Origin of the sequence: Aquamicrobium ahrensii, assembly GCF_040545755.1 — a bacterium.
GTDB lineage: Bacteria > Pseudomonadota > Alphaproteobacteria > Rhizobiales > Rhizobiaceae > Mesorhizobium > Mesorhizobium ahrensii.
Genome location: NZ_JBEPMN010000008.1, coordinates 73,020 through 95,884, shown reverse-complemented (window position 1 = coordinate 95,884; position 22,865 = coordinate 73,020). Strand labels below are relative to the sequence as shown.

General features: G+C 64.4%; 25 protein-coding genes and 1 tRNA gene. 20 read left to right on the top strand and 6 right to left on the bottom strand.

Translation table 11 applies throughout. The annotated features are described in order from the left end of the window. The first annotated feature begins 5 nt into the window (after window positions 1-5). Window positions 6-1,901, top strand: coding sequence for a cobaltochelatase subunit CobT (gene cobT / locus ABID44_RS11910; protein ID WP_354151926.1), 1,896 nt, complete (start codon window positions 6-8; stop codon window positions 1,899-1,901). A 122-nt stretch (window positions 1,902-2,023) separates the two neighbouring features. Beyond that, on the top strand, window positions 2,024-3,043 hold the full coding sequence (locus ABID44_RS11905) for an esterase-like activity of phytase family protein (protein WP_378226821.1): 1,020 nt from the start codon (window positions 2,024-2,026) through the stop codon (window positions 3,041-3,043). 13 nt (window positions 3,044-3,056) lie between these two features. On the opposite strand, the gene ABID44_RS11900 is transcribed toward ABID44_RS11905, so the two are convergent. Beyond that, window positions 3,057-4,226, bottom strand: a complete 1,170-nt coding sequence (locus tag ABID44_RS11900; RefSeq protein WP_354151925.1) for an NAD(P)/FAD-dependent oxidoreductase — start codon at window positions 4,224-4,226, stop codon at window positions 3,057-3,059. Between the two features lie 97 nt (window positions 4,227-4,323). On the opposite strand from ABID44_RS11900, the gene ABID44_RS11895 reads away from it, so the two are divergent. Together ABID44_RS11895 and ABID44_RS11890 are read left to right on the top strand one after the other, a co-directional pair. After that, complete coding sequence (locus ABID44_RS11895; RefSeq protein WP_354151924.1) at window positions 4,324-5,202, top strand: HpcH/HpaI aldolase/citrate lyase family protein; 879 nt, start codon at window positions 4,324-4,326, stop codon at window positions 5,200-5,202. Window positions 5,203-5,259: 57 nt separating this feature from the next. After that, window positions 5,260-5,469 (top strand): DUF1737 domain-containing protein, encoded by a 210-nt coding sequence (locus ABID44_RS11890; protein ID WP_354151923.1) that lies wholly within the window; start codon window positions 5,260-5,262, stop codon window positions 5,467-5,469. A 15-nt stretch (window positions 5,470-5,484) separates the two neighbouring features. On the opposite strand, the gene ABID44_RS11885 is transcribed toward ABID44_RS11890, so the two are convergent. Then, window positions 5,485-5,907: a metallopeptidase family protein gene (locus tag ABID44_RS11885; RefSeq protein WP_354151922.1), complete on the bottom strand. Its 423-nt coding sequence runs from the start codon at window positions 5,905-5,907 to the stop codon at window positions 5,485-5,487. Window positions 5,908-6,077: 170 nt separating this feature from the next. Between ABID44_RS11885 and ABID44_RS11880 the strand changes: the two genes are divergently transcribed. The 3 genes from ABID44_RS11880 to ABID44_RS11870 are packed head-to-tail and all read left to right on the top strand — an operon-like array spanning window position 6,078 to window position 11,771. Beyond that, window positions 6,078-7,031, top strand: coding sequence for an ImuA family protein (locus ABID44_RS11880; protein WP_354151921.1), 954 nt, complete (start codon window positions 6,078-6,080; stop codon window positions 7,029-7,031). Next, complete coding sequence (locus ABID44_RS11875; RefSeq protein ID WP_452039085.1) at window positions 6,997-8,433, top strand: Y-family DNA polymerase; 1,437 nt, start codon at window positions 6,997-6,999, stop codon at window positions 8,431-8,433. Before ABID44_RS11880 ends, ABID44_RS11875 begins: the two co-directional genes overlap by 35 nt. Next, window positions 8,430-11,771: an error-prone DNA polymerase gene (locus ABID44_RS11870; RefSeq protein ID WP_354151920.1), complete on the top strand. Its 3,342-nt coding sequence runs from the start codon at window positions 8,430-8,432 to the stop codon at window positions 11,769-11,771. The genes ABID44_RS11875 and ABID44_RS11870 overlap by 4 nt, the downstream gene beginning before the upstream one ends. A 126-nt stretch (window positions 11,772-11,897) precedes the next feature. Here the strand turns inward: ABID44_RS11870 and ABID44_RS11865 are convergent, their stop codons facing one another. The 4 genes from ABID44_RS11865 to ABID44_RS11850 form a co-directional block, all read right to left on the bottom strand. Beyond that, the gene (locus ABID44_RS11865) at window positions 11,898-12,104 is read right to left on the bottom strand and encodes a Trm112 family protein (protein ID WP_354151919.1); all 207 of its coding nucleotides are present in this window, start codon (window positions 12,102-12,104) and stop codon (window positions 11,898-11,900) included. 22 nt (window positions 12,105-12,126) lie between these two features. After that, window positions 12,127-12,795, bottom strand: coding sequence for an LON peptidase substrate-binding domain-containing protein (locus tag ABID44_RS11860; protein ID WP_354151918.1), 669 nt, complete (start codon window positions 12,793-12,795; stop codon window positions 12,127-12,129). Between the two features lie 27 nt (window positions 12,796-12,822). Further along, on the bottom strand, window positions 12,823-13,791 hold the full coding sequence (trxA, locus tag ABID44_RS11855; RefSeq protein ID WP_354151917.1) for a thioredoxin: 969 nt from the start codon (window positions 13,789-13,791) through the stop codon (window positions 12,823-12,825). 88 nt (window positions 13,792-13,879) lie between these two features. Then, complete coding sequence (locus ABID44_RS11850) at window positions 13,880-14,377, bottom strand: prolyl-tRNA synthetase associated domain-containing protein (RefSeq protein WP_354151916.1); 498 nt, start codon at window positions 14,375-14,377, stop codon at window positions 13,880-13,882. A gap of 195 nt (window positions 14,378-14,572) precedes the next feature. On the opposite strand from ABID44_RS11850, the gene ABID44_RS11845 reads away from it, so the two are divergent. The 13 genes from ABID44_RS11845 to ABID44_RS11785 all read left to right on the top strand — a co-directional run bounded on the left by ABID44_RS11845 (window position 14,573) and on the right by ABID44_RS11785 (window position 22,859). After that, the gene (locus ABID44_RS11845) at window positions 14,573-14,767 is read left to right on the top strand and encodes a hypothetical protein (protein WP_354151915.1); all 195 of its coding nucleotides are present in this window, start codon (window positions 14,573-14,575) and stop codon (window positions 14,765-14,767) included. Between the two features lie 27 nt (window positions 14,768-14,794). Continuing rightward, a tRNA-Gly gene (locus tag ABID44_RS11840) sits at window positions 14,795-14,869 on the top strand. Window positions 14,870-15,155: 286 nt separating this feature from the next. Further along, a complete protein-coding gene (locus ABID44_RS11835; protein WP_354151914.1) occupies window positions 15,156-15,455 on the top strand; it encodes a hypothetical protein in 300 nt (99 codons plus the stop codon). Further along, complete coding sequence (locus tag ABID44_RS11830) at window positions 15,455-15,886, top strand: type II toxin-antitoxin system VapC family toxin (RefSeq protein WP_354151994.1); 432 nt, start codon at window positions 15,455-15,457, stop codon at window positions 15,884-15,886. Before ABID44_RS11835 ends, ABID44_RS11830 begins: the two co-directional genes overlap by 1 nt. 211 nt (window positions 15,887-16,097) lie before the next feature. Then, window positions 16,098-17,060, top strand: coding sequence for an ArdC family protein (locus tag ABID44_RS11825; RefSeq protein ID WP_354151913.1), 963 nt, complete (start codon window positions 16,098-16,100; stop codon window positions 17,058-17,060). Continuing rightward, entirely contained in the window at window positions 17,057-17,428 is a 372-nt protein-coding gene (locus ABID44_RS11820) for a DUF2958 domain-containing protein (protein ID WP_354151912.1), read from the top strand. Before ABID44_RS11825 ends, ABID44_RS11820 begins: the two co-directional genes overlap by 4 nt. Window positions 17,429-17,482: 54 nt before the next feature. Continuing rightward, window positions 17,483-17,791: a hypothetical protein gene (locus ABID44_RS11815; RefSeq protein WP_354151993.1), complete on the top strand. Its 309-nt coding sequence runs from the start codon at window positions 17,483-17,485 to the stop codon at window positions 17,789-17,791. A gap of 104 nt (window positions 17,792-17,895) precedes the next feature. Continuing rightward, window positions 17,896-20,052, top strand: coding sequence for a ParB/RepB/Spo0J family partition protein (locus ABID44_RS11810; RefSeq protein ID WP_354151911.1), 2,157 nt, complete (start codon window positions 17,896-17,898; stop codon window positions 20,050-20,052). 84 nt (window positions 20,053-20,136) lie between these two features. Continuing rightward, window positions 20,137-20,442: a hypothetical protein gene (locus ABID44_RS11805; RefSeq protein WP_354151910.1), complete on the top strand. Its 306-nt coding sequence runs from the start codon at window positions 20,137-20,139 to the stop codon at window positions 20,440-20,442. A gap of 377 nt (window positions 20,443-20,819) precedes the next feature. Beyond that, window positions 20,820-20,984 (top strand): hypothetical protein, encoded by a 165-nt coding sequence (locus ABID44_RS11800; protein ID WP_354151909.1) that lies wholly within the window; start codon window positions 20,820-20,822, stop codon window positions 20,982-20,984. A gap of 200 nt (window positions 20,985-21,184) precedes the next feature. Further along, on the top strand, window positions 21,185-21,742 hold the full coding sequence (locus ABID44_RS11795) for a hypothetical protein (RefSeq protein WP_354151908.1): 558 nt from the start codon (window positions 21,185-21,187) through the stop codon (window positions 21,740-21,742). Between the two features lie 63 nt (window positions 21,743-21,805). Then, entirely contained in the window at window positions 21,806-22,222 is a 417-nt protein-coding gene (locus ABID44_RS11790) for a hypothetical protein (RefSeq protein WP_354151907.1), read from the top strand. Next, on the top strand, window positions 22,215-22,859 hold the full coding sequence (locus tag ABID44_RS11785; RefSeq protein WP_354151906.1) for a DUF8835 domain-containing pootine: 645 nt from the start codon (window positions 22,215-22,217) through the stop codon (window positions 22,857-22,859). The genes ABID44_RS11790 and ABID44_RS11785 overlap by 8 nt, the downstream gene beginning before the upstream one ends. Window positions 22,860-22,865 lie beyond the last annotated feature (6 nt).

Here is a 22,865-nt window from a genome sequence, read left to right as displayed (position 1 = left end):
GAATCATGGCGGGCCCCGGCGACAACACGCGAAACAAACCGAAGGCGGGCGCTGAAACCGATGGTTTCAAGCGCGCCATGACGGTGGCCATACGCGCCATCTCAAATGACAAGGAGATGGAAGTCTCCTTCGCCAAGGACAAGCCGGCCATGGCCGGCAACCGGGCGCGCCTGCCCGAGCTGCCGAAGAAACCCACTCTGGCCGATATCGCGGTGACGCGCGGCATCGGCGATTCCATGGCGCTGCGCCGTGCCTGCCATGACAATCGCGTGCATGCGCGGCTGGCCCCCGAGGGCAAGCAGGCGCGCGCCGTCTACGACGCCGTCGAGCAGGCCCGCGTCGAGGCCATTGGCGCGCGCGCCATGACGGGCGTCGCCGGCAATCTCGACGCCATGCTGGAAGACAAATACGCCAAAGCCAATCTGGCCGAGGTTCGCGACCGGGACGAAGCGCCGCTCGAGGAAGCCGTCGCGCTTCTGGTGCGCGAGCGGCTGACCGGGCGCAAGGCGCCGAAGAGCGCCGAGCGGCTGGTGGACCTGTGGCGCGGCTGGATCGAGGACAAGGCCGGCCCCAACCTTGACGGACTGGGTGACAAGCTCCAGGACCAGCAGGCCTTCGGCCGCGTGGTGCGCGACATGCTCGCCTCCATGAACATGGCCGAGGAGTTCGAGGACGACGAAGAGACCGAGGAAGCCGACGACGATCAGGAAGAGGAGCCGCAGGGCGGCGACGATTCCGAAGACGGCGGTGAGGAGGATTCCGGCTCCGAGGATGCGCAGGCCGAGGATGCGGCAGCCTCCGAGGACGACCAGTCGCAGGCCGAGGCGGACGCCGACGAGGCCATGTCGGAAGACCTGTCGGATGACGACGATGCCGACGCGGAAACGCCTGGCGAGGCGCGTCGTGGCGACAATCCCTTCGCCAATCTGGCCAGGGACATGGACTACAAGATCTATACGAGCCAGTTCGACGAGACCGTCGGCGCCGAGGATCTGTGCGAGGAGGAGGAGCTCGACCGCCTGCGCGCCTTCCTCGACAAGCAGCTCGCCAATCTTCAGGGCGTGGTCGGGCGTCTGGCCAACCGTTTGCAGCGCCGCCTGATGGCGCAGCAGAACCGCTCCTGGGACTTCGATCTTGAGGAAGGCTATCTCGACCCCGCCCGTCTCGTGCGCGTGGTCATCGACCCCATGCAGCCGCTGTCCTTCAAGCAGGAGCGCGACACCAATTTCCGGGATACGGTGGTGACGCTGGTGCTGGACAATTCCGGCTCGATGCGCGGCCGCCCAATCACCGTGGCGGCCACCTGCGCCGACATTCTTGCCCGCACGCTGGAGCGCTGCGGCGTTTCGGTGGAAATCCTCGGTTTCACCACCCGCGCCTGGAAGGGCGGGCAGGCGCGCGAGAAGTGGCTGAAGGACGGCAAGCCGGCCAATCCCGGCCGCCTCAACGATCTGCGCCATATCGTCTACAAGTCGGCCGATGCGCCGTGGCGGCGTGCGCGCCGCAATCTCGGCCTGATGATGCGTGAGGGCCTTCTGAAGGAGAACATCGATGGCGAGGCGCTGTTGTGGGCGCATCACCGGCTGATGGCGCGGACCGAGCAGCGCAAGATCCTGATGATGATCTCGGATGGCGCTCCGGTCGATGATTCCACCTTGTCGGTCAATCCCGGCAATTATCTGGAACGGCATCTGCGCGGCGTCATCGAGCTGATCGAGACGCGCTCGCCGGTCGAGCTGCTGGCCATCGGCATCGGCCATGACGTGACCCGTTACTATCGCCGCGCCGTCACCATCGTCGATGCGGAGGAGCTGGCCGGCGCCATGACCGAGCAGCTCGCCTCGCTGTTCGAGGAGGAAAGCACCCACGGCCGCGGCGGCAGGATGCGACGGGCGTCCTGATGCTCGCGCTGGCCTGGAGCATCGGACCGAAAAGTGTACGCGGTTTTCGGATCGTTCCGATGCCCGGTCAAAATTTCAGAACGTCCTTTGTGCGTCCGGATGGACGCACGGCGCTCTAACCCGTGCGCCCCTGCCCGTCCACGGGCTTGCTGCGCGGGCTGCTGTTCGCGCTCGCCGTTCTCTTTTTCGCTCCCGCATTCGCCGAACCGGCGGCGGTGCGGCCCATCAGCGTATCCTCGCGGCAGATCACGAGCTTTCATATCGGTAGCGACGAGACGCGGTTCGGCCCGCTGGAGTTCGTCGGGGGGCTGGAGATGTCTGCTGCGACGCGCGCCTTCGGCGGTGTTTCCGCGATGCGCTTCCTCTCGCCCGGCGGTGATTTCCTCGCCGTAACGGATACCGGCTATTGGCTGTTCGCCAGCATCGTGCGCGATGCCAGAGGAAAACCTGCCGGGCTCGAACAGGTGCGCATGCAGCCCATGGTCGATGCGGCCGGCAATGCATATCCCGAAAAGGGAGAGATGGATGCCGAAAGCCTTGCCGTGCGCAATGGCGAGGCCATCGTCGGATTCGAGCGTCGGCATCGAATCAGCCGTTTCCGCATCGAGCCGCAGGGCATGAAAGGGCCGACAGGAGATATCGATTTCCTCGTGCCCGCCTATGAGCTTCGCCAGAATCGCGGCTTCGAGACGGTCGCCTTCGCGCCGGTCTCAGGCCCGCTCAGGGGCGCGCTGGTGGTGGTCGCCGAAAAGAGTATCGACAGCCAAGGTAACATCTTCGCCGCCGTGACCGATGGGCCGCGGAAAGGTGTCTTCACGGTCCGCCGCCATGGCGGGTTCGACATCACCGACGGCGCTTTCCTGCCGGGTGGCGACCTGCTGCTGCTGGAGCGCAGCTACACCATCATGAGCGGCGTTCGCATGCGGCTGCGGCGCATCGCCGGCGACAGCATGGCCGAGGGTGCGCTGGTCGACGGGCCGGTGCTGTTTCAGGCGGACATGGCCTATCAGATCGACAATATGGAAGCGCTTGACGTATGGCGACGCGCCGACGGCGCCACCATGGTGTCGATGATGTCGGACGACAACCAGTCGTTCCTGCAACGCAATCTCTATCTCGAATTCGTGCTGCACGAAGACTGAATGATGGCCGGGTTCAGATCACGTTGAGTTCGCGAAAAGGCCGCCCTTCCACGATACGCTGGTAGGAAAACACCGAGCAGTCGAGCATGCGATATTCGCCGTGCACGATCAGTTCGGCCAGCGCCTTGCCCACGGCGGGAGCCTGTTGCAGGCCGTGGCCGGAAAATCCGTTGGCGAAGATGAAATTCGACACCTGCGGATGCGGGCCGATCACCGCGTTCTGGTCGAGTGTATTATAGTCGTAATGGCCGACCCAGGCGCGGGTCATCTTGATCGCTTCGAAGGCCGGAATGCGGGTGGCCAGCACCGGCCAGATCTCGTTCTCGAACAGACCCCAGTCGGGTTCGAAATCGGCCGGATCGGCGGCCTGTTCGCCCTCTTCGTTCTCGGCCCCGCCGGTGATGTAGACCGAGCCTTCCGGGCGCACATAGATGCCGGATGGGTCGACCAGCAGCGGCATGTCGGCATAGCGTTCGCGCGCCTCGAACACGAAGACGTTGCGCTTGCGCGGCTCAACCGGCAGCTCGACGCCGGCAAGCGCCGCCACCTTGCCGGCGTTGGGGCCGGCGGCGTTGACCGCCAGACCGGCCTCCAGCCTGTCGCCATTGTCGAGCGTCACCGAGGCGATCCTGTCGCCCTGCCGCTCGATGGACGTGACCGAGGCGGTGACGAGATCGACATTCATGCTGCGCAGCGCCTTGCGGAACAGATGCAGATAGGCATGCGCATCGAACCAGCCCTCGCCGCTGGCGCCATAGGCTCCAGCGACGATGCCCTCGCCCGACAGCCAGGGAAAGCGCTTCATAAGGGCTTCGGCGTCCTCCAGCACGATGTCGGCGCCTTCGGTCGCCTGCACCGCATGGTTTGCCCGGAGAACCGGCAGCCCCTCCTCCGATGCGAGGATCAGGTAGCCGCCCTCGCGAAAGCCGATGTCGGCCTCGTCGCCGAACGCCTGCTTCAACTGGCGGAACAGGTCGAGCGTGAAGCGCGACAGGCGGATGTTCTCGGCGATCGAGAATTGCTGGCGGATCGAGGCCGCCGACAGCATGGTGGCGGAGTGGGTGAATTGCGGGTCCCGCTCGATCAGGGCGACAGTGCCGGAAAAGCCTTCCTTGCGCAGATAATAGGCGAGCGAAGCGCCCATGATCGCGCCGCCGATGATGACGATGTCGTATTTCGCCATGATGTGATTCCCGATTTTACCTGCGCCGATCAATGCAGCTTTCGCCATTCCGCCGCAAGCTCTTGCAAGGGCCAGAAGAGCCGGGCAAGAAGACCAGATGACCGAAATGCAAATCCGTCCCCGCCGCTCCGTTCTGTACGTGCCCGCCGTCAACGACAGGGCGCTTGCCAAAACGGGGCGGCTGACCTGCGATGTTATCATCATCGATCTGGAGGATTCGGTGGCGCCATCCGAAAAGGTGGTGGCGCGGCGGAAGCTCGCCGCGATTTTCGCGGCCCGTCCGCAGCGGGCCGAGATGGTGGTGCGTATCAATGCGCTGTCGAGCGAATGGGGGGCGGAGGATCTCGCCGCAGCGATTGCGTGCAAACCCGACGCCATATTGCTGCCCAAGGTGGATACGGCGCGCGACGTTCTGGAAGCAGGCGATTTTCTGGACGAGGCCGACGAGGACGCCGCCATCGCCCTGTGGGCGATGATCGAGACGCCCAAGGGCCTGATGAACAGCGCCACGATTGCCGAGCTTGGCCGCGATCCCGCCTCGCGGCTCGCCTGTTTCGTTGCCGGAACGAACGATCTCGCCAAGGAGACCGGCGTGGCGCTGACGCCCGACCGGCGCTATTTCCTGCCCTGGCTGATGCAGATGGTGCTGGCGGCGCGCGCCGGCGGGCTCGACCTCATCGACGGCGTCTACAATGAATTCCGCGATACGGAGGGGTTTTCGCGTGAATGCGCGGAGGCGGCGAATATGGGATTCGACGGCAAGACGCTGATCCATCCCGCGCAGATCGAGGTGGCCAATGCGGTGTTCGCGCCGTCGCAAGGCGCCGTCGCCGAGGCGCGCGCCATAGCCGCCGCCTTCGCGCTTCCGGAAAATCGGGACAAGGGCGTGATTGCTCTCAACGGGCGCATGGTCGAGCGCCTGCATCTGGCGCAGGCCGAAAAACTGCTGGCGAAAGCAGCCGTCATCGGGGCATGATCGCTGTCCCGGACCCCGGACCCATGAGCTGAAGCAGCGTCATCACAGGACGAACCCATGCGCCTCTATCGTTTCCTCACAGCCGTCGACGACGCCACATTCTGCCACAAGGTGACGGCGGCGCTGAACAAGGGCTGGCATCTCTACGGCTCGCCGACCTACGCCTATGACGGACAGGAAAAGATCATGCGTTGCGGGCAGGCGGTGGTGAAGGATGTCGAAGGCCAGGACTATGTTGCCGGCGAGACGAAGCTCGGCGACTGGTAGGACGGCTCTCCTGCTCTATTCGGCCGAGGTCTCGATACGCTCCATGTCGTCGTCGGAAAGCCCGAAATGGTGGCCGATCTCGTGGATCAGCACATGGGTGACGATGTCGCTCAGCGTCTCCTCGTTTTCAGCCCAGTAGTCGAGAATGGCGCGGCGGTAGAGGGTGACGCGGTTCGGCCCCTCGCCGGTGGCCGGGTTCCATCGTTCGGCGATACCGCGGCCTTCGAACAGGCCGAGCAGGTCGAACGGCGTTTCCAGCGCCAGATCGTCCATGATCTCGTCGGTGGGAAATTCGGTCACCTGAATGACGATTTCGCCGGTCAGCGTGCGGAACTCATCCGGCAGATGCGCGTAGGCTTCCAGAGCCAGCATCTCCATTTCCTCCAGCGAGGGTGAGAGCTCTCCGTGCCAGGTGCGGGTCTTGTAGATGCGGGCCATGCTTCGTCCTTCTTTCCCGCGGCATATAGGCTTTTGCGCCGGGCTCGGCAAACCCTGATGCATGCGCGGAACCTCAAGAGGAATAAATTCTTCTCAAAGCTGCTTGACTCTCGCCTGCGGCTCTGGAATCCATAAGAACATAACAGGAACAAATAAGAGAGTTTGACGTCATGGCGAACCGCGCCGTGGCGCGGGACGCCGTTTTCGCCCTGCGCCGGGAAATCGCAAGGATCGAAGGCACGCTGCCGCAGCGGCTGGAGACGCCGGCGGAGGCGGGCGACGCCGCGCGTCTTGGCATCGGCGTCGCAGGCTTCGACAAGCTGCTCGGCGGCGGGCTGGCGATGGCGGCCCTGACCGAGATCCATGGTCATGAAACGCGCGATTCCGGTGCGGTTTCCGGCTTCGCGCTGGCGCTGGCCGGTTTGTTGCTTAGCCAGGCAAAAGAACCGGGACCGGTGCTGTGGGTCGGCATGTCCGAGGTGTTCCGCGAGGCCGGCTTTCCGCATGCGGCGGGCGCACAGGTCCTGTCGGGCCTTTCCCCGGAACGCCTTCTGTTCGCCGAAGCCCCGAAGCTTGCCGATGCGCTGTGGGTGGCGGAGGAGGCGATTCCGCTGCAAAGGCTGGCGGCCGTGGTGGTGGAGGTTCGCGGCAATCCCGAAAAACTCGACCTTACGGCGACGCGCCGCCTGCATCGCCGGGCGCAGGCGGCGGGACGGCCGGTGTTGCTGCTGCGTCAGGCCGCGCAGGCCGAGACGACCGCTGCGCCGGTGCGTCTGGTCGTATCGCCGGCCCCCTCCGGGTCGCGCCGCACCCTTGCCGGCCCGCTCGAAGACTCGATCGGCCGGCCAGCCTTCACCGTCTCGGTCGACAAATGTCCCGCCGCCTTGCCCGGCCTGTTCACACTGGAGTGGAATTGCGATGAGCGCCTGTTCACCGAAAGAGCAAACCCGCAAATCGGGGCAGCGAATCCTGTCGCTGTGGTTTCCCTATCTGGCTGCGGAAAGGGTTCTGCGCCGGCGGCTGGGCAGGTCGTGGCGTTCCGCAAAAAAGACGCATCCGCCGCTGGCGCTCAGCCTGCACCGGAACAACGTGACGCAGATCGGGGCCCTCGACGCACGGGCTGAGGCGCTTGGCCTGAAGCGCAACATGGGCCTTGCCGATGCGCGCGCCATGCACCCGTCCCTCGACGTGGTCGAGGCCGACCCGGCAGGTGAACGCCGCCTGCTGGGTCAGCTTGCCGACTGGTGCGACCGCTATACGCCGCTGGTGGCGCTGGACGGGGAGGACGGGCTGCTCCTTGACGTGACCGGCTGCACCTCACTGTTCGGCGGCGAAAAACCGATGCTGGACACTATGCTGGCCCAGCTTTTCGAACAGGGCTTCGAGGCGCGCGCCGGCCTTGCCTCGGCCGCCGGGGCGGCATGGGCGGCGGCGCGTTTCCATGGCAAGCGGATCGTTGCGCCGGGAGGCGAGGTGGAGCTTCTCGCGCCGTTGCCGCCGCAGGCGTTGCGCCTTGAAAAGCCGGTCTGCACGGGGCTGGACAGCGTGGGCCTGCGCAGCGTTCGCGAAATCATGGCTGCGCCCCGCGCGCCCCTTGCCCGCCGCTTCGGCCGGGAGTTTCTGATGCGCCTCGATCAGGCGCTTGGCCGCATCGACGAGGCGATGTCGCCGCGCCTGCCCGTACCGGAACTGTCGGTGGAGCGGCGACTGGCCGAGCCGGTCGTGCTCACCGAGGACATCGAACGGCTGATCCACATGCTGGCGGCGGCGCTGAAAAGCGATCTGGAACGGCGGGGCGAGGGCGCAAGGCGGCTCAGCCTTTCCCTGTTCCGGGTCGATGGCGCCGTCAGCCGCATCGCCGTTTCCACCTCCCTGGCCCTGCGCGATCCGGTCAAGGTCCGCAATCTGTTCCGTGAAAAGCTTGCCGCCATCGCCTGCGATTTCGACGCCGGCTATGGCTTCGACCTTGCCCGTCTCGCCGCCTTTTCAACCGCGCCCTTCGACATGCGTCAAACCGATCTCGCCGGCGAGACCGACGTGGCGGAGGACGATCTTGCCCTGTTCGCGGATCGCGTACGGGCAAGGCTGGGGCCCAGCGCGGTGATGCGACCGGATCGGATCGAAAGCCATATTCCGGAACGGGCGGTCGCCTTGCGGCCATTTGCGGGAAAGGTGGTGGAGGGCGGCAGGCCGCGCGCGCCTCATCCATTGCCGCCCGAGCGCCCCCAACCCGAACGCCCCGTACGCCTGTTCGACCGGCCGGAACCGGTCGAGGTGCCGGTGACTGAAATACCGGAAGGACCGCCGATGCGGTTTCGCTGGCGGCGCGCCCTGCACAAGGTGGTGCGCGCCGAGGGGCCGGAACGCATCGCGCCCGAATGGTGGCGCAGCGCGGAAGATATGCCGGAGCGTGATTATTACCGCGTCGAGGACAGCGAAGGCCGCCGTTACTGGCTCTACCGGCTCGGCCAGCATGAGGCCGGCAAGCCGCCGCCGCGCTGGTTCATGCATGGGCTCTTCGCATGAGCGCTTCCGCTGCGGCGAATGGGTCTCCCGCCTATATCGAGTTCGGCGTTCATTCGAACTTTTCGCTGCTGCGCGGGGCTTCGCGGCCGGAAGAGCTTATCGTGGCGGCCTGCGCGCTTGGGTATGCCGGCATGGGGCTGGCCGATCGCAACACCGTATCGGGCGTGGTGCGGGCCTGGAGCCAGTCGAAGGCGATCCGCTTTTCGGAAGAGGGCGAATCGCCTGTCCTGCCCTTTCACCCGGGTTGCCGGCTGGCCTTCGCCGATGGCACGCCGGACGTGCTCGCCTACCCGCAGGACCGCGAGGGCTGGGGTCATCTGTGTCGGCTGCTGACGACAGGAAATCTGCGGGAGGAAAGCGAAAAGGGCGCGCCGCTTCTTTATCTGCGCGACCTGATGGAATGGGGTGACGACATCTCGCTCGCCATCCTGCCCGACCCGCTTGGTCCCGCAACCGAAACCCTTGCCCTGCTCGCCCGGCTGAAGGACCGGTTCGGCCAGAACCTGTGGCTGGCCGTCGCGCCCGATTATCGCGGCAATGACCGCTTCCGGCTGGCGCAGGCCGGGGCCCTTGCGGGTGCCGCCGGCCTCCCGCTGATGGCGACCAACGACGTGCTCTATCACGCGGCCGGGCGTCGCCCCTTGCAGGACGTGCTCACCGCCATCCGCCTCAAGACCACCGTGGCCGAGGCGGGGTTCGAGCTCGCCGCCAATGCCGAGCGCCACCTGAAACCGCCGGCCGAGATGGCGCGGCTGTTCAAGCGCTGTCCGCAGGCGCTGGCCGAGACGCTGCGCTTCGCCGCAACGCTGTCGTTTTCCCTTTCCGAATTGCAGCACAACTATCCCGACGAGCCGACGCGCGACGGCGCGACCCCGCAGCAGGAACTGGAGCGGCTGACATGGGAGGGGGCGGCCCGTTTCTATCCCGAAGGCGTGTCCACAAAGCTGGCGGAGCGTATCGACAAGGAACTGGCGCTGATCGGCAAGATGAACTATGCGCGCTACTTCCTCACCGTGCATGACATCGTCCAGTTCGCGCGCAGCAAGGAGATATTGTGCCAGGGGCGCGGTTCGGCCGCCAATTCGGTGGTCTGCTTTCTGCTGGGCGTCACCGCCGTCGCGCCGGAGCAGATCGATTCGCTGTTCGAGCGCTTCATTTCCGAGAACCGCAACGAACCGCCCGACATCGACGTCGATTTCGAGCACCAGCGGCGCGACGAGGTCATTGCCTATATCTACGATAAATATAAGGCGAAACATACGGCGCTGGCCTGCGCCGTGATCAGCTACCGGGGCCGTTCGGCCCTGCGCGAGGTGGCCAAGGCCATGGGCCTGTCGCAGGACGTGCAGGGCGCCTTGTCCGCCTCGATCTGGGGGTGGTGGACCTCCGGCATCGGCTCCGAACAGGCGAAGGCTGGCGGCCTCGACAAGGCGGATCCGGTGACGCGCCATGTTCTGGCCCGCGCCAACGAACTGGTGGCCACGGAATGTCCGCGACATTTGTCGCAGCATGTCGGCGGCTTCGTTATCACCCGAGACCGGCTCGACGAGATCGTGCCCGTCGTCAAGACGGCGATGGACGAGCGCAAGATGGTGGAATGGAACAAGGACGATCTCGACGCAGTCGGCATCCTGAAGGTGGATGTGCTGGCGCTCGGCATGCTGAGTTGTATGAAGCGGGCCTTCAACCTGCTGGAAGATCATTACCGGGTGCGCGACGGGCATGGCAGGCCGATAACGCTGGCCACCATGCGCAAGGAAGATCCGCTCGTCTACGACATGATCTGCCGGGCCGATACGCTGGGCGTATTCCAGGTCGAATCGCGCGCCCAGATGTCGATGCTGCCGCGCCTCAAGCCGCGCTGCTTCTACGATCTCGTCATCGAGGTGGCGATCGTGCGCCCGGGCCCCATACAGGGCGACATGGTGCACCCGTATCTGCGCCGGCGCGAAGGCAGGGAGCGGGTCGACTACCCCAAACCCGAACTGGAAGGGATTCTCGGCAAGACGCTGGGCGTGCCGCTGTTTCAGGAACAGGCGATGAAGATCGCCATCGTCGCCGGCGGCTTTACCCCGGACGAGGCGGACCTGCTGCGCCGCGCCATGGCGACCTTCAGGCGGACAGGCAAGGTGAGCCTCTACCAGGAGCGCATGGTCAGCGGCATGGTCAAAAAGGGCTATCCGGAAGCGTTTGCAGAGCGCTGCTTCAAGCAGATCGAGGGCTTTGGAGAATATGGCTTTCCCGAAAGCCATGCCGCTTCCTTCGCCTTGCTGGTCTATGCCTCCTGCTGGTTCAAGGCCTTCTACCCGGACGTCTTCTGCGCGGCGATCCTCAACTCCCAGCCCATGGGCTTCTACAAGCCGGCCCAGCTCATACGCGATGCGGCCGAGCATGGCGTGGAAATCCGCCCGCTCGACATCAACGCGTCCGGTTGGGAGTGCGCGCTGGAAAAGGCCGGGTTCGATCCGTCGCGTGTTTCGGAACGCCATGTCGACATGCGCCGGACCATCCGCACCATGCATGCGCTGCGCATGGGCTTCAACCAGATCAGGGGTCTCGGGAAGGAGCGCATGGAAGCCTTCGTCGCCCGCCGTGGCGACGGCTATGTTTCGGTGCGCGATGTGTGGCTGCGCTCCGGGCTGAGCAGGGGCGAGATCGGCAAGCTTGCCGAAGCCGATGCTTTCCGCTCGGTCGGGCTCGACCGGCGCGGCGCTCTGTGGGCGGTGCGCGCGCTCGACGCCAAAAGCGCGCTCGAGGCCCTGCCGCTGTTCGACCGGCCGGGTCTCGATACGCCCGAGCGCGAACCCGTTACGCGCCTTCCGGCGATGCGGCCCGGCGAACAGGTTGTGCATGATTATCGCAGCCTCGGCCTGTCGCTGAGGGCGCATCCGGTCAGTTTTCTGCGTGCGCGGCTCGATCGCGCCGGCGTGACCCCGAACGTTCGGCTGGGGTCGCTGTCGGATGGTGCGCGCGTCACCGTATCGGGCCTGGTGCTGGTGCGGCAGCGACCCGGCAAGGGCAACGCCATCTTTCTCACGCTTGAGGACGAGGGCGCGATCGCCAATATAATCGTCTGGCCGCGTATATTCGAGCGCTATCGGGCGGCGGTCATGGGCGGACGCTTCGTGCGCGTCACCGGCAAGCTGCAATCCGAAGCGAACGTCATCCACATCGTCGCCGCACGGGTCGAGGATTTTTCCCCATGGCTGGGGGCTTTGCTGGATGAGGACTCCAGGCCGGATCGGGGCGGCACAGGAGTCATCTCTGTGGAAAGAAGCCAGCATATGCTGGCCCGCAATGCGCAATCCGTCATGCCCAAGGGCCGGAACTTTCATTGAAATGATGCCGGTGCATAATGGGCAGCGGCGTTCTGGCGAAGGCGACCTGCTGGTCCAGCCTGCGCTCTTTGGCTACATTTGCGCCACGCAGGCGATTCCGCTGGCAACGGAATGCTGTTGCAGACGTCAGCTTTCCTCTGTCAACGTGCGCGCTTCCGAAGGCAGCATGATGGGAATTCCGCCCCTGACGGGATAAGCGAGCCTCGCCAGCCTCGAAACCAGTTCGCTGCGCTCGGGATCCCATGTCAGCGGGCCTTTGGTGAGCGGGCAGGCCAGCAGCTCCAGCAGTTTTACATCCACCTCGGGTCCGTTTTTTCCACGCTCATCCGCCATGTGGCCACCCCATGTTCTGAACCTATTGAAGGCTCGAACCGAAATCGTCATTGTCGCGCGCCAGCGCCATTTCGGTGATGGCGATCAGCGTCTCGGCGCGGGTGCGCAGGTCGGGAGCCTCCAGCAGCGCCTGTTTTTCAGCCGGTCCATAGGGAGCCATCATCGACAGGGCGTTGACCAGCATGGTGTCGTCGGCGCGATTCACACCTTCCCAGTCCGCCTGCAGATCATTGGCCTGCAGATAGGCGCGGAACACTTTCAGGAGAGCGGGACGGTCGATGCTGCCGGCGTCGTCATCCTCAAGATCGGCGAGGAACGGGGTGACCCTAGCCTGACGGAAGGGGGTTTTGACCGCAAGCTCTCCGGCAAGCCGGAAGCGGCACACGCCCTGCAGCGCGATCAGATAGCGGCCGTCGCCGGTCTCGGTCATCGAGGTGATGCGCCCAAAACAGCCGACCTCGCAAAGCTCCGGCTGCCCGTCGTCGCGCAGCGCCCCGTCGAGGCCTGGCTGGATGAGGCCGATCAGCCGGTGCGCGGCGATGGCGTGATCCACCATCTGCAGATAACGCGGCTCGAAGATGTTGAGCGGCAGGCGGCTGGACGGCAACAGCAAGGCGCCTTCCAGCGGAAACAAGGGAACGCTGTGCGGAAGGTCCGATTCGCGTCTGTAATGTGCGTTTCCTGCCTGCATACCTTATCCGTCAATGCGTATCCGCTTTCAGGAGAACAGTAGCGACGACAGCTTGCGCCGCGCGGCGAGCGTGGCCTCGTCTGTCATGCCCCATGCCTCGAAGAATTGCAGCAACTGCGAACGCGCACCGTCATCGTTCCAGTTCCGGTCGGCCCTGAGGATGGCGAGCAGATTGTCCGCCGCCTCCATGCGCTCACCCGCAGCGTTCTGGATCATGGCGAGATCGAAGCGGGCCTGATGGTCAGCCGGATTTTGCCGGAGGCGGTTTTCCAGCTCGGCCGCATCGCCCAGTCCCGCCGCCTGCGCGGCCAGCGACAATCTGGTGCGGACGGCGGCGACTTCCGGCGCATCGCGCTTGTCTTCCGGCACCCCCTCCAGAATGGCTTGCGCGCCCTCGATGTCTCCGGCCTCGAACAGAATGTCGGCAAGCCCCGCTGCGGCCGCGACCGAATCGGGAGCCTGTTGCAGGATCGCGCCATAGATGTCGGCAGCCTTTTGCGCATCGCCTTGCGTTCGCGCCTCGGCGGCGGCGGCGAGCGCCTCTTCCAGCGCGGCCTCGCCGGCATCCTTGCCGCCCAGCCGGTCAATGAATTCATTGATCTGGCTCTCGGGCACCGCGCCCATGAAGCCATCGACCGGTTGACCGTCCTTGAAGGCGATAACGGCCGGAATGGACTGGATGCCGAGCTGGCCGGCGATTGCCGGATGCTCATCGATGTTCATCTTGACCATTCTGACCCGACCGCCGGCCGCCTGAACCGCCTTTTCCAATACGGGGCCGAGCTGTCGGCAAGGTCCGCACCACGGGGCCCAGAAATCGACCAGCACGGGCTGATTGCGCGATTCCTGGATTACGTCGGCGGTGAAGCTCGCCGTCGTGGTGTCCTTGACAAGGTCGGCGGGGGCCATAGCGTTGACGCCGGTGTCGGAGCCGTTTCCGAACTGGACCGTGGTTGCGTACTGGCTGCCCGAGCCGAACGGATTGCTGTCGCTCATAAGTCTCATCCCAGAATGTGTTGCCGGGGCCAAAGCGGATTTCGACCCCTGATTGCGTGCTGGAGCCGCATGGCCCTCAATGTGGCGATCAGGCCGCGACTTTCAAGATAACAGGATCGTGCCCGGTTGCCTCGATGAATCTGACCAGGTCGGCGGGCCGGATCGAGCTGGTCGCCTCATTGGTGAGGGGGTGGGCATTGATGATGTCGCTTTCCATCAACCCCGTATCGAGGATCACCTTCACCCTGCCCTGCGTATCGTTGATCAGGCCGAACACGGTCACCGCGCCCGGAATGACGCCGAGCAGTTCCATCAGCATTTCGGGTTTGCCGAACGACACGCGACCGGCCGCCCCGATGAGATGATGAATCTGCTTCAGGTCGACCTCGGCCTCTTCATCCACCGTGACGAGGAAGAAATTGTCCTTCTTGTCCTTGAGGAACAGGTTCTTGGTGTGCGCCCCGGCGATGGCCCCGCGCAGCGCCTGCGAATCGGCCACCGTGAACAGTGGCGGGTGACGTGTGGTCGAGACCTCGATGCCGAGGTCAGCCAGAAATGCAAGCAGCTCATCTTCCGTTTTCGGCAAAGGCCTTCCTCCCTGTTCGAGCCACACCGTCTAGAGCATTTTGTCATCGAGTGGAATCCGGCTGCCGTCGCATAAGGGCAGTGATCCGGCCGAATGGGCCATCAGGTTTTCAGGAGGCGCCCCGCTTCGGGGCCGATCTCCGGCTGAGGGAGCTTTTTGCGCGAAGCAGCTCCGGAGCGGAGAAGCCGTGGATCGTTGAAAAAGCAGGTGAAGCTCGCCGGGCTGGTTGAGCTGGAACATGATATCCCGCGAGCGCTCCTCCGGCGGCCAGCTTTTCGCCTGTCGCAAGATAGCTTTGAGCGGCTGATCGTTCTTATTTTGGGCGAAGTGCAGAAAGCAAAAAAAGACGCGATTTCCCTGTTGCAATCGCCCCGGTCTTCGGCCATATAAGCCCGGCTTGCGGCGAGAGCCGCGCGAGCGGGTGTAGCTCAGGGGTAGAGCACAACCTTGCCAAGGTTGGGGTCGAGCGTTCGAATCGCTTCACCCGCTCCAAAAATCAGCAATGATTTCAAGCATTTAAGAAGCGCCCTACGGGGCGCTTTTTGCTTCCCCGGCCCAACTTCACAAAGCGGGGAAGCAGGGGGGAAGCACGAGGAAGCAAATTCCAGCGTGCCGCAGCGCACAATCGGCGACCCGCCAAGACCCTGCCGTTCCGCTCTCTTCCGCAAATCGACCATCGATTCGTCTCCTTGCGTTCCGCCGACTTCGCGCGGCAATGCGACGTTGCGCGCTTCGATTTCTCTGGTTATATTACTGGAAATATCTCTGGAGATCAACCTTGGGAAGCTCGCAGCGCCGTGCAATTCAAAACTATCGCTCTCGCCTCAGTGAGAAGGGCCTTGTGCGCTTCGAGGTGCTCGGCCGTGACTCCGATCGCGACCTTATCCGCTCACTCGCCAAACGTCTTACCGAGGACACGCCCGAAGCCTCGCGGCTCCGTACTGCCGTCAGCAAAAGCATGGCCGGTGACGAATCAAGGAAAGGCGGCATCCTCGCCGCGCTGCGCCGGTCCCCGCTCGTCGGGGCCGACCTCGATCTCACGCGCTCCCATGAGGCCGGGCGGGATACCGACATTTGATGCGATATCTGCTCGACACCAACGTCATCAGCAACGTCACCAAGCCGTCACCATCGGAATCGCTCCTCGCATGGATGGCCGATCAGAATGACGACGACCTCTACATCGCGTCGCTGACGGTCGCGGAAATCCGGCGCGGCATCCTCGAAAAGCCGGCAGGCAAGAGACGCAACGATCTGGAAGACTGGTTCGGCGGCCCCGAGGGTCCGCAGATGCTGTTCGCCGGCCGCGTTCTGTCCTTCGACGAGCCCGCCGCCCTGATCTGGGCGCGCTTGATGAACGACGGGAAAGCTGGCGGCCGGCCGAGAAGTGCGCTCGACACCATCATCGCTGCCATTGCCGAAGCCAATGGATGCGTCGTCGTCACCGACAATGAAAAGGACTTCACCGACGTCGAGAGCATCAATCCGATGCGCGGCCCAACGATCTGAAGAAACGCGGGCGGGTCTTGGTCACCTGCGGTTCTCACCTGATGTGATAGTGCGATAGGCTGCGAGTTTGCTGGTGCTCACGCTCAACATTGTGAGCGGACGCTGCCCGTCACCAGGCCAATCGCCGATAGAGTTGAGAGTGCGGACGGGTTTGTCGTGACGGGTTGAAGGCTGGGAGAGAGGCTTCCGGCGCCCGTCGCGGAGAACCGCAATGTCCAGAAATGATCGCGGCGTTCGCACCGGCTCGGATCGGGCGAACCTTTATGACGAGATCACCACCAAAATCATCGCCGAACTGGAGGCCGGTCGCGTGCCGTGGGTGCAGCCTTGGGGTACGTCGGCCGCCAAGGCACCGCTCGGCCTGCCAAAAAACGCCATGACCTCCCGCACCTACAGCGGCATCAACGTGCTCATCCTTTGGGGCGCCGTCATTGAGCACGGCTTTCCCTGCCAGGGCTGGCTCACATTTCGTCAGGCCCTCTCGCTTGGGGGCAATGTCCGCAAAGGCGAGCGCGGCACCACAGTCGTCTATGCCGACCGCTTCACCCCGGAAGACGAGAAGCGTCGTGCCCGCGAGACCGGCGACGAGGCCCATGCCATCCCGTTTCTGAAGCGGTACACGGTATTCAACGTGGCGCAGTGCGACGGGCTACCCGACGACATCGCGACGGTCGCACCGCCGCCACCGCCCGGCCTGATCGAGCCGCGGGTCGAGGCGCTGATAAGGGCGACGGGCGTCGACTTCCGCATCGGCGGCAACCGGGCCTTCTACGTCCCGTCCCAGGACTATGTGATGGTCCCGCCGCCCCAGGCGTATTTCGAGCCGATCAACTGGCACCGCACGGCGCTCCACGAGTTAGGTCACGCCAGTGGCCATCACAGCCGGCTGAACCGTGACTTGTCCGGCTCGTTCGGGACCAAGCTCTATTCGGTCGAAGAAATCACAGCCGAACTGATCGCGGCCTACAGTTGCGCTGCGCTCGGTATTGTGCCGACCGTGCGCCACGCGGATTATATCGGGGCGTGGCTTGAAGTGCTTCGCGAAGATTCCCGCGCCATCGTACGTGCCGCTTCGCAGGCGAGCAAGGCGGCCGACTGGCTGCTGTCCTTCCTGCCGGACGACAAGCAGCAGCCAGCCGCGCCCGAGACCGCTATCAACACGAGGGCAGCATGATCCTCCTGACGGACGAGCTGCGCGCGCAGCTTCTCGCCAATGGCCGCCAGCGCGACACAGATCATGTGCCGGTCGTCAAATTCTTCAACCCGCTTGGCGCCGGTGTCTGGTTGGCGACTGAACTCGATCCCGACGGCGACATCCTCTTTGGCCTGGCCGATCTCGGCGAGCCGGAGCTTGGCTATTTCTCGCTCGAGGAGATGGCCTCGGTGCGCCTGCCTTTCGGACTCGGTATCGAGCGCGATATTCTCTTTTCCGGCGACTTTCCGATTTCGGTCTGGGCCGAGGCTGCGCGGGAAGCCGGCAGCATCCGGAGTGCCGAACGGATCATCTATGCCGCGGCGCGTGCGCGGCGGGAGGGCACCTGATGCGCTTCCGCCGCTGGCATAGACCCACCTCACCTGACGACGGAGGACAGCGTGATGATGCCTCCTGATCGTTTGCGCTTGCTGCTGGCGCGCATGGAGGACGCACTTGCGGATGCGCGGCGCAATCTCGCGCTTGCCGAGCGCGCACTGAGCACTCGCGCCGAGGGCGAGACGATTCGTCTGCGCCCGAAATCCCGGCACTACCACCGGCGCATGAGTCGCTGGACAGGCGCTGACGAAGCGGAATATCGGCGGGTGCTTGATCGGCTCCGGCGCAAGATCGACCGGCAGGAGGCGGCGATCCTCACGCTGCGCCGGAAATACCGGGTGAATGCGGAGCGCCCGCAGCGCTTCGACTGGTAGCGTCGCACCTGCGGCTCGGTCGAGAGTGAGAGAGGGGCCGGGGATTTCGTGACGGGTTGGAAGGTCGAGAGAGGGTCTCGGCCGCCCGTCACGGAGAAACCACCATGGCCAACGCTGCCAGGAAGTCGAAGAAGCCTGCCGTCGCGATGATCGTCTTCTCGCGTTCGCGCGACATTCCCTTCAATCGCATCCGCCTCTCGGACAGCAATGTCCGCGAAACCGACGTCGAGGCCGGTCTCGACGATCTCACCCACGACATCGACCGTCGCGAGGACATCGTGCAGGGCATCAATGTCCGCGCCATCCTCGATGCCGACGGCAACGAGACCGGCGATTTCGAGACCCCGGCCGGCGGCCGCCGCTTCCGGGCAATCGCGCGGCTGGTCGAGGCCGGGCGCTTTCCCGCTGATGGCCTCGTTCCCTGCCTCGTCAAGAAGGCAGACGCCAAGACCTCGGCCGTCGACGACTCGCTCGCGGAAAATATGCTTCGGCTCGGCCTGCATCCGCTCGACCAGTTCCGGGCGTTCAAGCGCATGTTCGACAACGGCATGACGAAGGAGGAGATCGCCGACGCCTATCGCACGACGCCGCGCTACATCACCCAGCGTATGCGCTTGGCTTCGGTCTCGCCGGCTCTTCTGGAAGTCTATGCCCGCAACGGAATGCCGCTGGCGATGCTGGAGGCGTTTACCGTCAATCCCGATCATGCCCGACAGGAACAGGTCTGGGAGGCTGTCCAGCGTTCCTACAATGTCCAGCCCTGGCAGGTCCGCCAGCTCCTGACCGAGACCACCGTTCCAACCGACGACAAGCGCGTGCGCTTCGTCGGCGTGGACGCCTATGAGCAGGCCGGCGGCGCGATGCTGCGCGATCTCTTTTCCGAGGACGACGGCGGCTGGCTCGAAGACGTGGCGCTTCTCGACCGTCTGGTCTCGGAAAAGTTGAAGGCGGTTGCCGATGACGTGGCGGCTGAAGGCTGGAAGTGGATCGCTGTCGATACCAGCCATCCCTATGGTTACGACAACGGCCTTCGCGAGATCACCGGCAGCGTCGTCGATCTCACCGACGAGGAGCGCGCTGCCCGTGAGGCGTTGCGCAACGAATACGACGATCTGGAATCGGAATATTCCGAGCATGACGAACTGCCGGAGGAGATAGATCGGCGGCTGGGCGAGATCGAGGCCGCTCTGGACGCCTTCGAAAAGCGCCCCATCGTCTATGATCCTGCCGAGATTGCCCGCGCCGGCGTCTTCGTCAGCATCGACCGCGCCGGCGAGCCTGTCATCGAGCGTGGCTATGTCCGGCCCGAGGATGAGCCGGCGACTGACGCCGGGGACGGCGAGAACGAAAACACCGTCGTCGCCGGAAATGACGGTGAAGTACAGCGCGCCGTCGTCACCATCGGCGGCCAGCCGGTGGAAGCCGAAGAGGACGATGATGACGACGGGATCAAGCCGCTGCCGGAACGGCTGGTCGCCGAACTGACGGCCTATCGCACCGTCGCGCTTCAGGAGGCCCTCGCCAACAATCCGCACGTTGCGATGACGGCGCTGCTCCACCGCATGGTGATAGAGCGCTATCACTACTCCGCCCCGACCGGATGCCTTGAGGTGTCCGTGCGCCAACGCTACTTCCCCTCGCAGGGCGCGGATCTCAGCGACAGCCCGACGGTGAAGGCGATCGGCGAGCGCTTCGACGCCTGGAAGACCGATCTGCCTTCCGACGAAGCGGCGCTCTGGGACTGGATCGCCGCGCTTGACGAGGCGAGTCGCATGGCGCTTCTCGCCCATTGCGTCAGCTATGGCGTCAATGCGCTTTACGAGCGTCCGAACATCCACAGCGCCTCCGGCATCTCGCAACACGGCCTCGACCGACGCCTTGCCGGGGCCGACCGGATTGCCCGCGCCACCGGCTTCGACATGGTGGTCGATGCAGGATGGCGGCCCACGGTCGAAAACTATCTCGGTCGCGTGACCAAGCCCCATATTCTCGCGGCGGTTCGTGAGGGCGCAGGCGAACGGGCGGCCCAACTCATCGACCATCTGAAAAAGGCAGACATGGCCAAGGAGGCCGAGCGCCTCTTGGCCGACACCGGCTGGCTGCCCGAACCGCTGCGCCTGGTCGATCTCGATGGTGATGCGTCCGCCGACACCGATGGCGAGGTCGAGGCTTTGCCCGCCTTCCTCGCCGGTGACGGTGACGATGAGGAAGCGGCCGCTGAAGACGAAGAAGCCCGGCAGCAGCTCGTCGCTGCGGAATGACCTTATGTGAGGCGGCGTGGACCGCCCCGCATCGTTTTTCAACTCGCCCGGCCATCGCGCCGGGCATTTTTTATGGAGACCGTCATGGCTGACCACATCGACATCGACTTCATCTTTCAGACTGACCGCGAAAATCCCCCGGCGGAGCGGTCGCTGCCCTGGGAGGAGACGCGCGACGGCATCACCGTCGTCGTCGAGCCCAAGCCGCATTGGGCCGAGGATTTGCGGGCCTTCCGGTTCGATGTCCGCGAATATTGCCATTATGCCGACTGGATCCGGCATGGCGGGCGCGCTCGGTTTTACGGCCATATCGATACCTGTGGCGATGGCCTGCTGCTGAAGGCTCGCGCCCTGATCGTCCGCGAGATCGCAGAGGGGCTTTGGAGCTGACCATCATCCCCGGCTGAGTTTCAGTCTTACCAGCATCCGCCGTCCTAGCGATACCGTCTGGAGTTGGTTTCCCCGGCCAGAAACACCAGTCCGGTTGAGACCGACACGGAGGAAAGGCTGGCGTGGCAGAGCATCTGCGACGGGTATCCGGCAATTGTCAGATGCGATGAACCACCCCCGCTTCCATTCGCTGACCTTGGTCCGATCCGTCTCCTTGTCAATCAACCCGTGGAGGGTCGGCTTACGCGAGCGTGCCGCCCTCGCGGATTCGGGACATACCCGAACGCGCGAGGGTGATTGCAGATCCGGTCAGACACTTCGGGCGCCTGTCGCGCGGGGGATGGTCCCCCGCCTCCCAAAGACAGGAGCCGGAACCCATGTCCTATGCAGATGCCACCGCCTTCGCTGCCAGCCTCGCCACCACGCTAATGGTCCCGATTGTCGTGTTCCAGGCCGGAGATGGAACCCACGGCGCCATGCCCGCCAACGAATACGACGGCGACGACGAGATGGTGGAACTGGAACTCGACCCATGGAGCTGAGGCGCGAAAGCGCCTCATTCCCTACGGCTCGGATCGCACAAGATGCATTCGGGCATTCCACTACGCGGTGGTCGGCCCATCGCCGGAAGCGGCGCCGAAGCGGACGCCTTCGGCAGGTGAGAGGAAGAGGTCGGGCCTTTGGCCGTGACGGGTTGGATGCGGAGAGAAAGGCTCTCGGCACCCGTCGCGGAGCGATCCAGATGAACCATACCAGCCAATCCACCTTCGCCCCGATCGGGCGGATTCTTGCAGATCGGGTGCTGCCCGAATGTCAGCGGGCGCAGAAGTTGCCATTGCGCATTTCCTGCCTTGGCGCGGTCAGCTATGCCGGAGCCACGGATGCCGATTATCGCGACCGCAGCGTCTTGCTCGGCGAGGCTGCATCGCCGGAAGGTGCCATCGCTCTTGCCGGGCTCTGCGTTTCGCGCGGTGATATCGGCCTTGGCGACGACACTGGGTTGTGCTTCGAGCCGCACCTGATTGTCATTCAGGACAGCGCGCTCGGCCTGGTCCTCGCCGGTGAAATCCGTGCCAGGATCATTCTTTGGGAGCAGCCGGTTGCCAGCGACGGCGAGGCACGACGCATCGTCATCGACGCCAGCCGGCAGCGCGGCTTGGCCTTCGCCGCCTCCGGCCGGGGCGATCATGCGTCGGCTCACGCCATGCGATTTGGGGCAGCGTTGCTGGAAGCGCGGCTGGTCGATCCGGTTTGGCGCGAGACTGCCGCTGAGCTGCTCTGGCTTCCGCAAGCAGCCTGATCCCTTTTTCTTTCTTCAATCAGCCCGGCCTCGCGCCGGGCTTTGTCGTTTCAGGAGTCTGTCATGGCCGACTATTTCACCCATTTCTCCTGCCTGCTCGATGTTGGCACGCCCGGCAACGCCGCTCATGCCCTTGATCTCTACAACCAGCTTTCCGAAGAAGGCGCTTCGGAAGAGCCGCCTTCGGACAGCTTCCTCCTCTCGATCCAGCCCGAACATGGCGGCACACAGCTCTGGATGCGCGATGACATTACCGGAGATCCCGAGCACGTCGTCCAATTCGTCAAACGCTGCGCCGCAGCATTCGGCCTGACCGGCCGCTGGGGGTTTCAATATGCCAACATCTGCTCGAAGCCGCGCGTCGACGGCTTCGGCGGCGGCGCGCATGTTCTTGATCTGGCCACCGGGGAAACCGTTGCCTGGACCTATACCGACGGCTGGCTCGCCCAGGTTCTCGATGGAGGTGATCCCGATGCCTGAGATCATCGAAACCACGGTCTATCGGCTCGATGAGCTTTCCGATGCCGCAAAGGACAAAGCCCGCGCCTGGTATCGTGAGGGCGGTTTCGACTACGACTGGTATGATTCAGTCTATGAGGATTTCCAGCGCATCGCGGACATTCTCGGCATCCGCTTCAAGACCAGTGCCGTGCGGCTTATGGGCGGCGGATCGCGGCAGGAGCCGCGCATCTGGTTTCGGGGCTTCTGGTCGCAAGGTGATGGAGCTTCTTGGGAGGGCTTCTACTCCTACCGGAAAAACGCCTCCGCCGAGATCCGATCCTATGCGCCGCAGGACGTAAAGCTGCATGAGATCGCCGATGCGTTGCTGGCGATCCAACGCCGCAATTTCTACCAGCTTCGCGCCGAGGCCAGCCATCGCGGCCACTACTACCACGAATATTGCATGTCGATCTTGGTCGAGCGCGACAGTCCGACATATCAGGACATGACTGTCGATGCCGAGGAGATCGTAATCGAGGCGCTACGTGATCTGGCGCGCTGGCTTTATCGGCAGTTGGAGCGTGAATACGAATATCTGTCCTCCGACGAGGCGGTGGACGCGACCATCACCGCCAACGAATACACCTTCACGGCGGTGGGCTGCCGTTTCGGTTGATCGCGA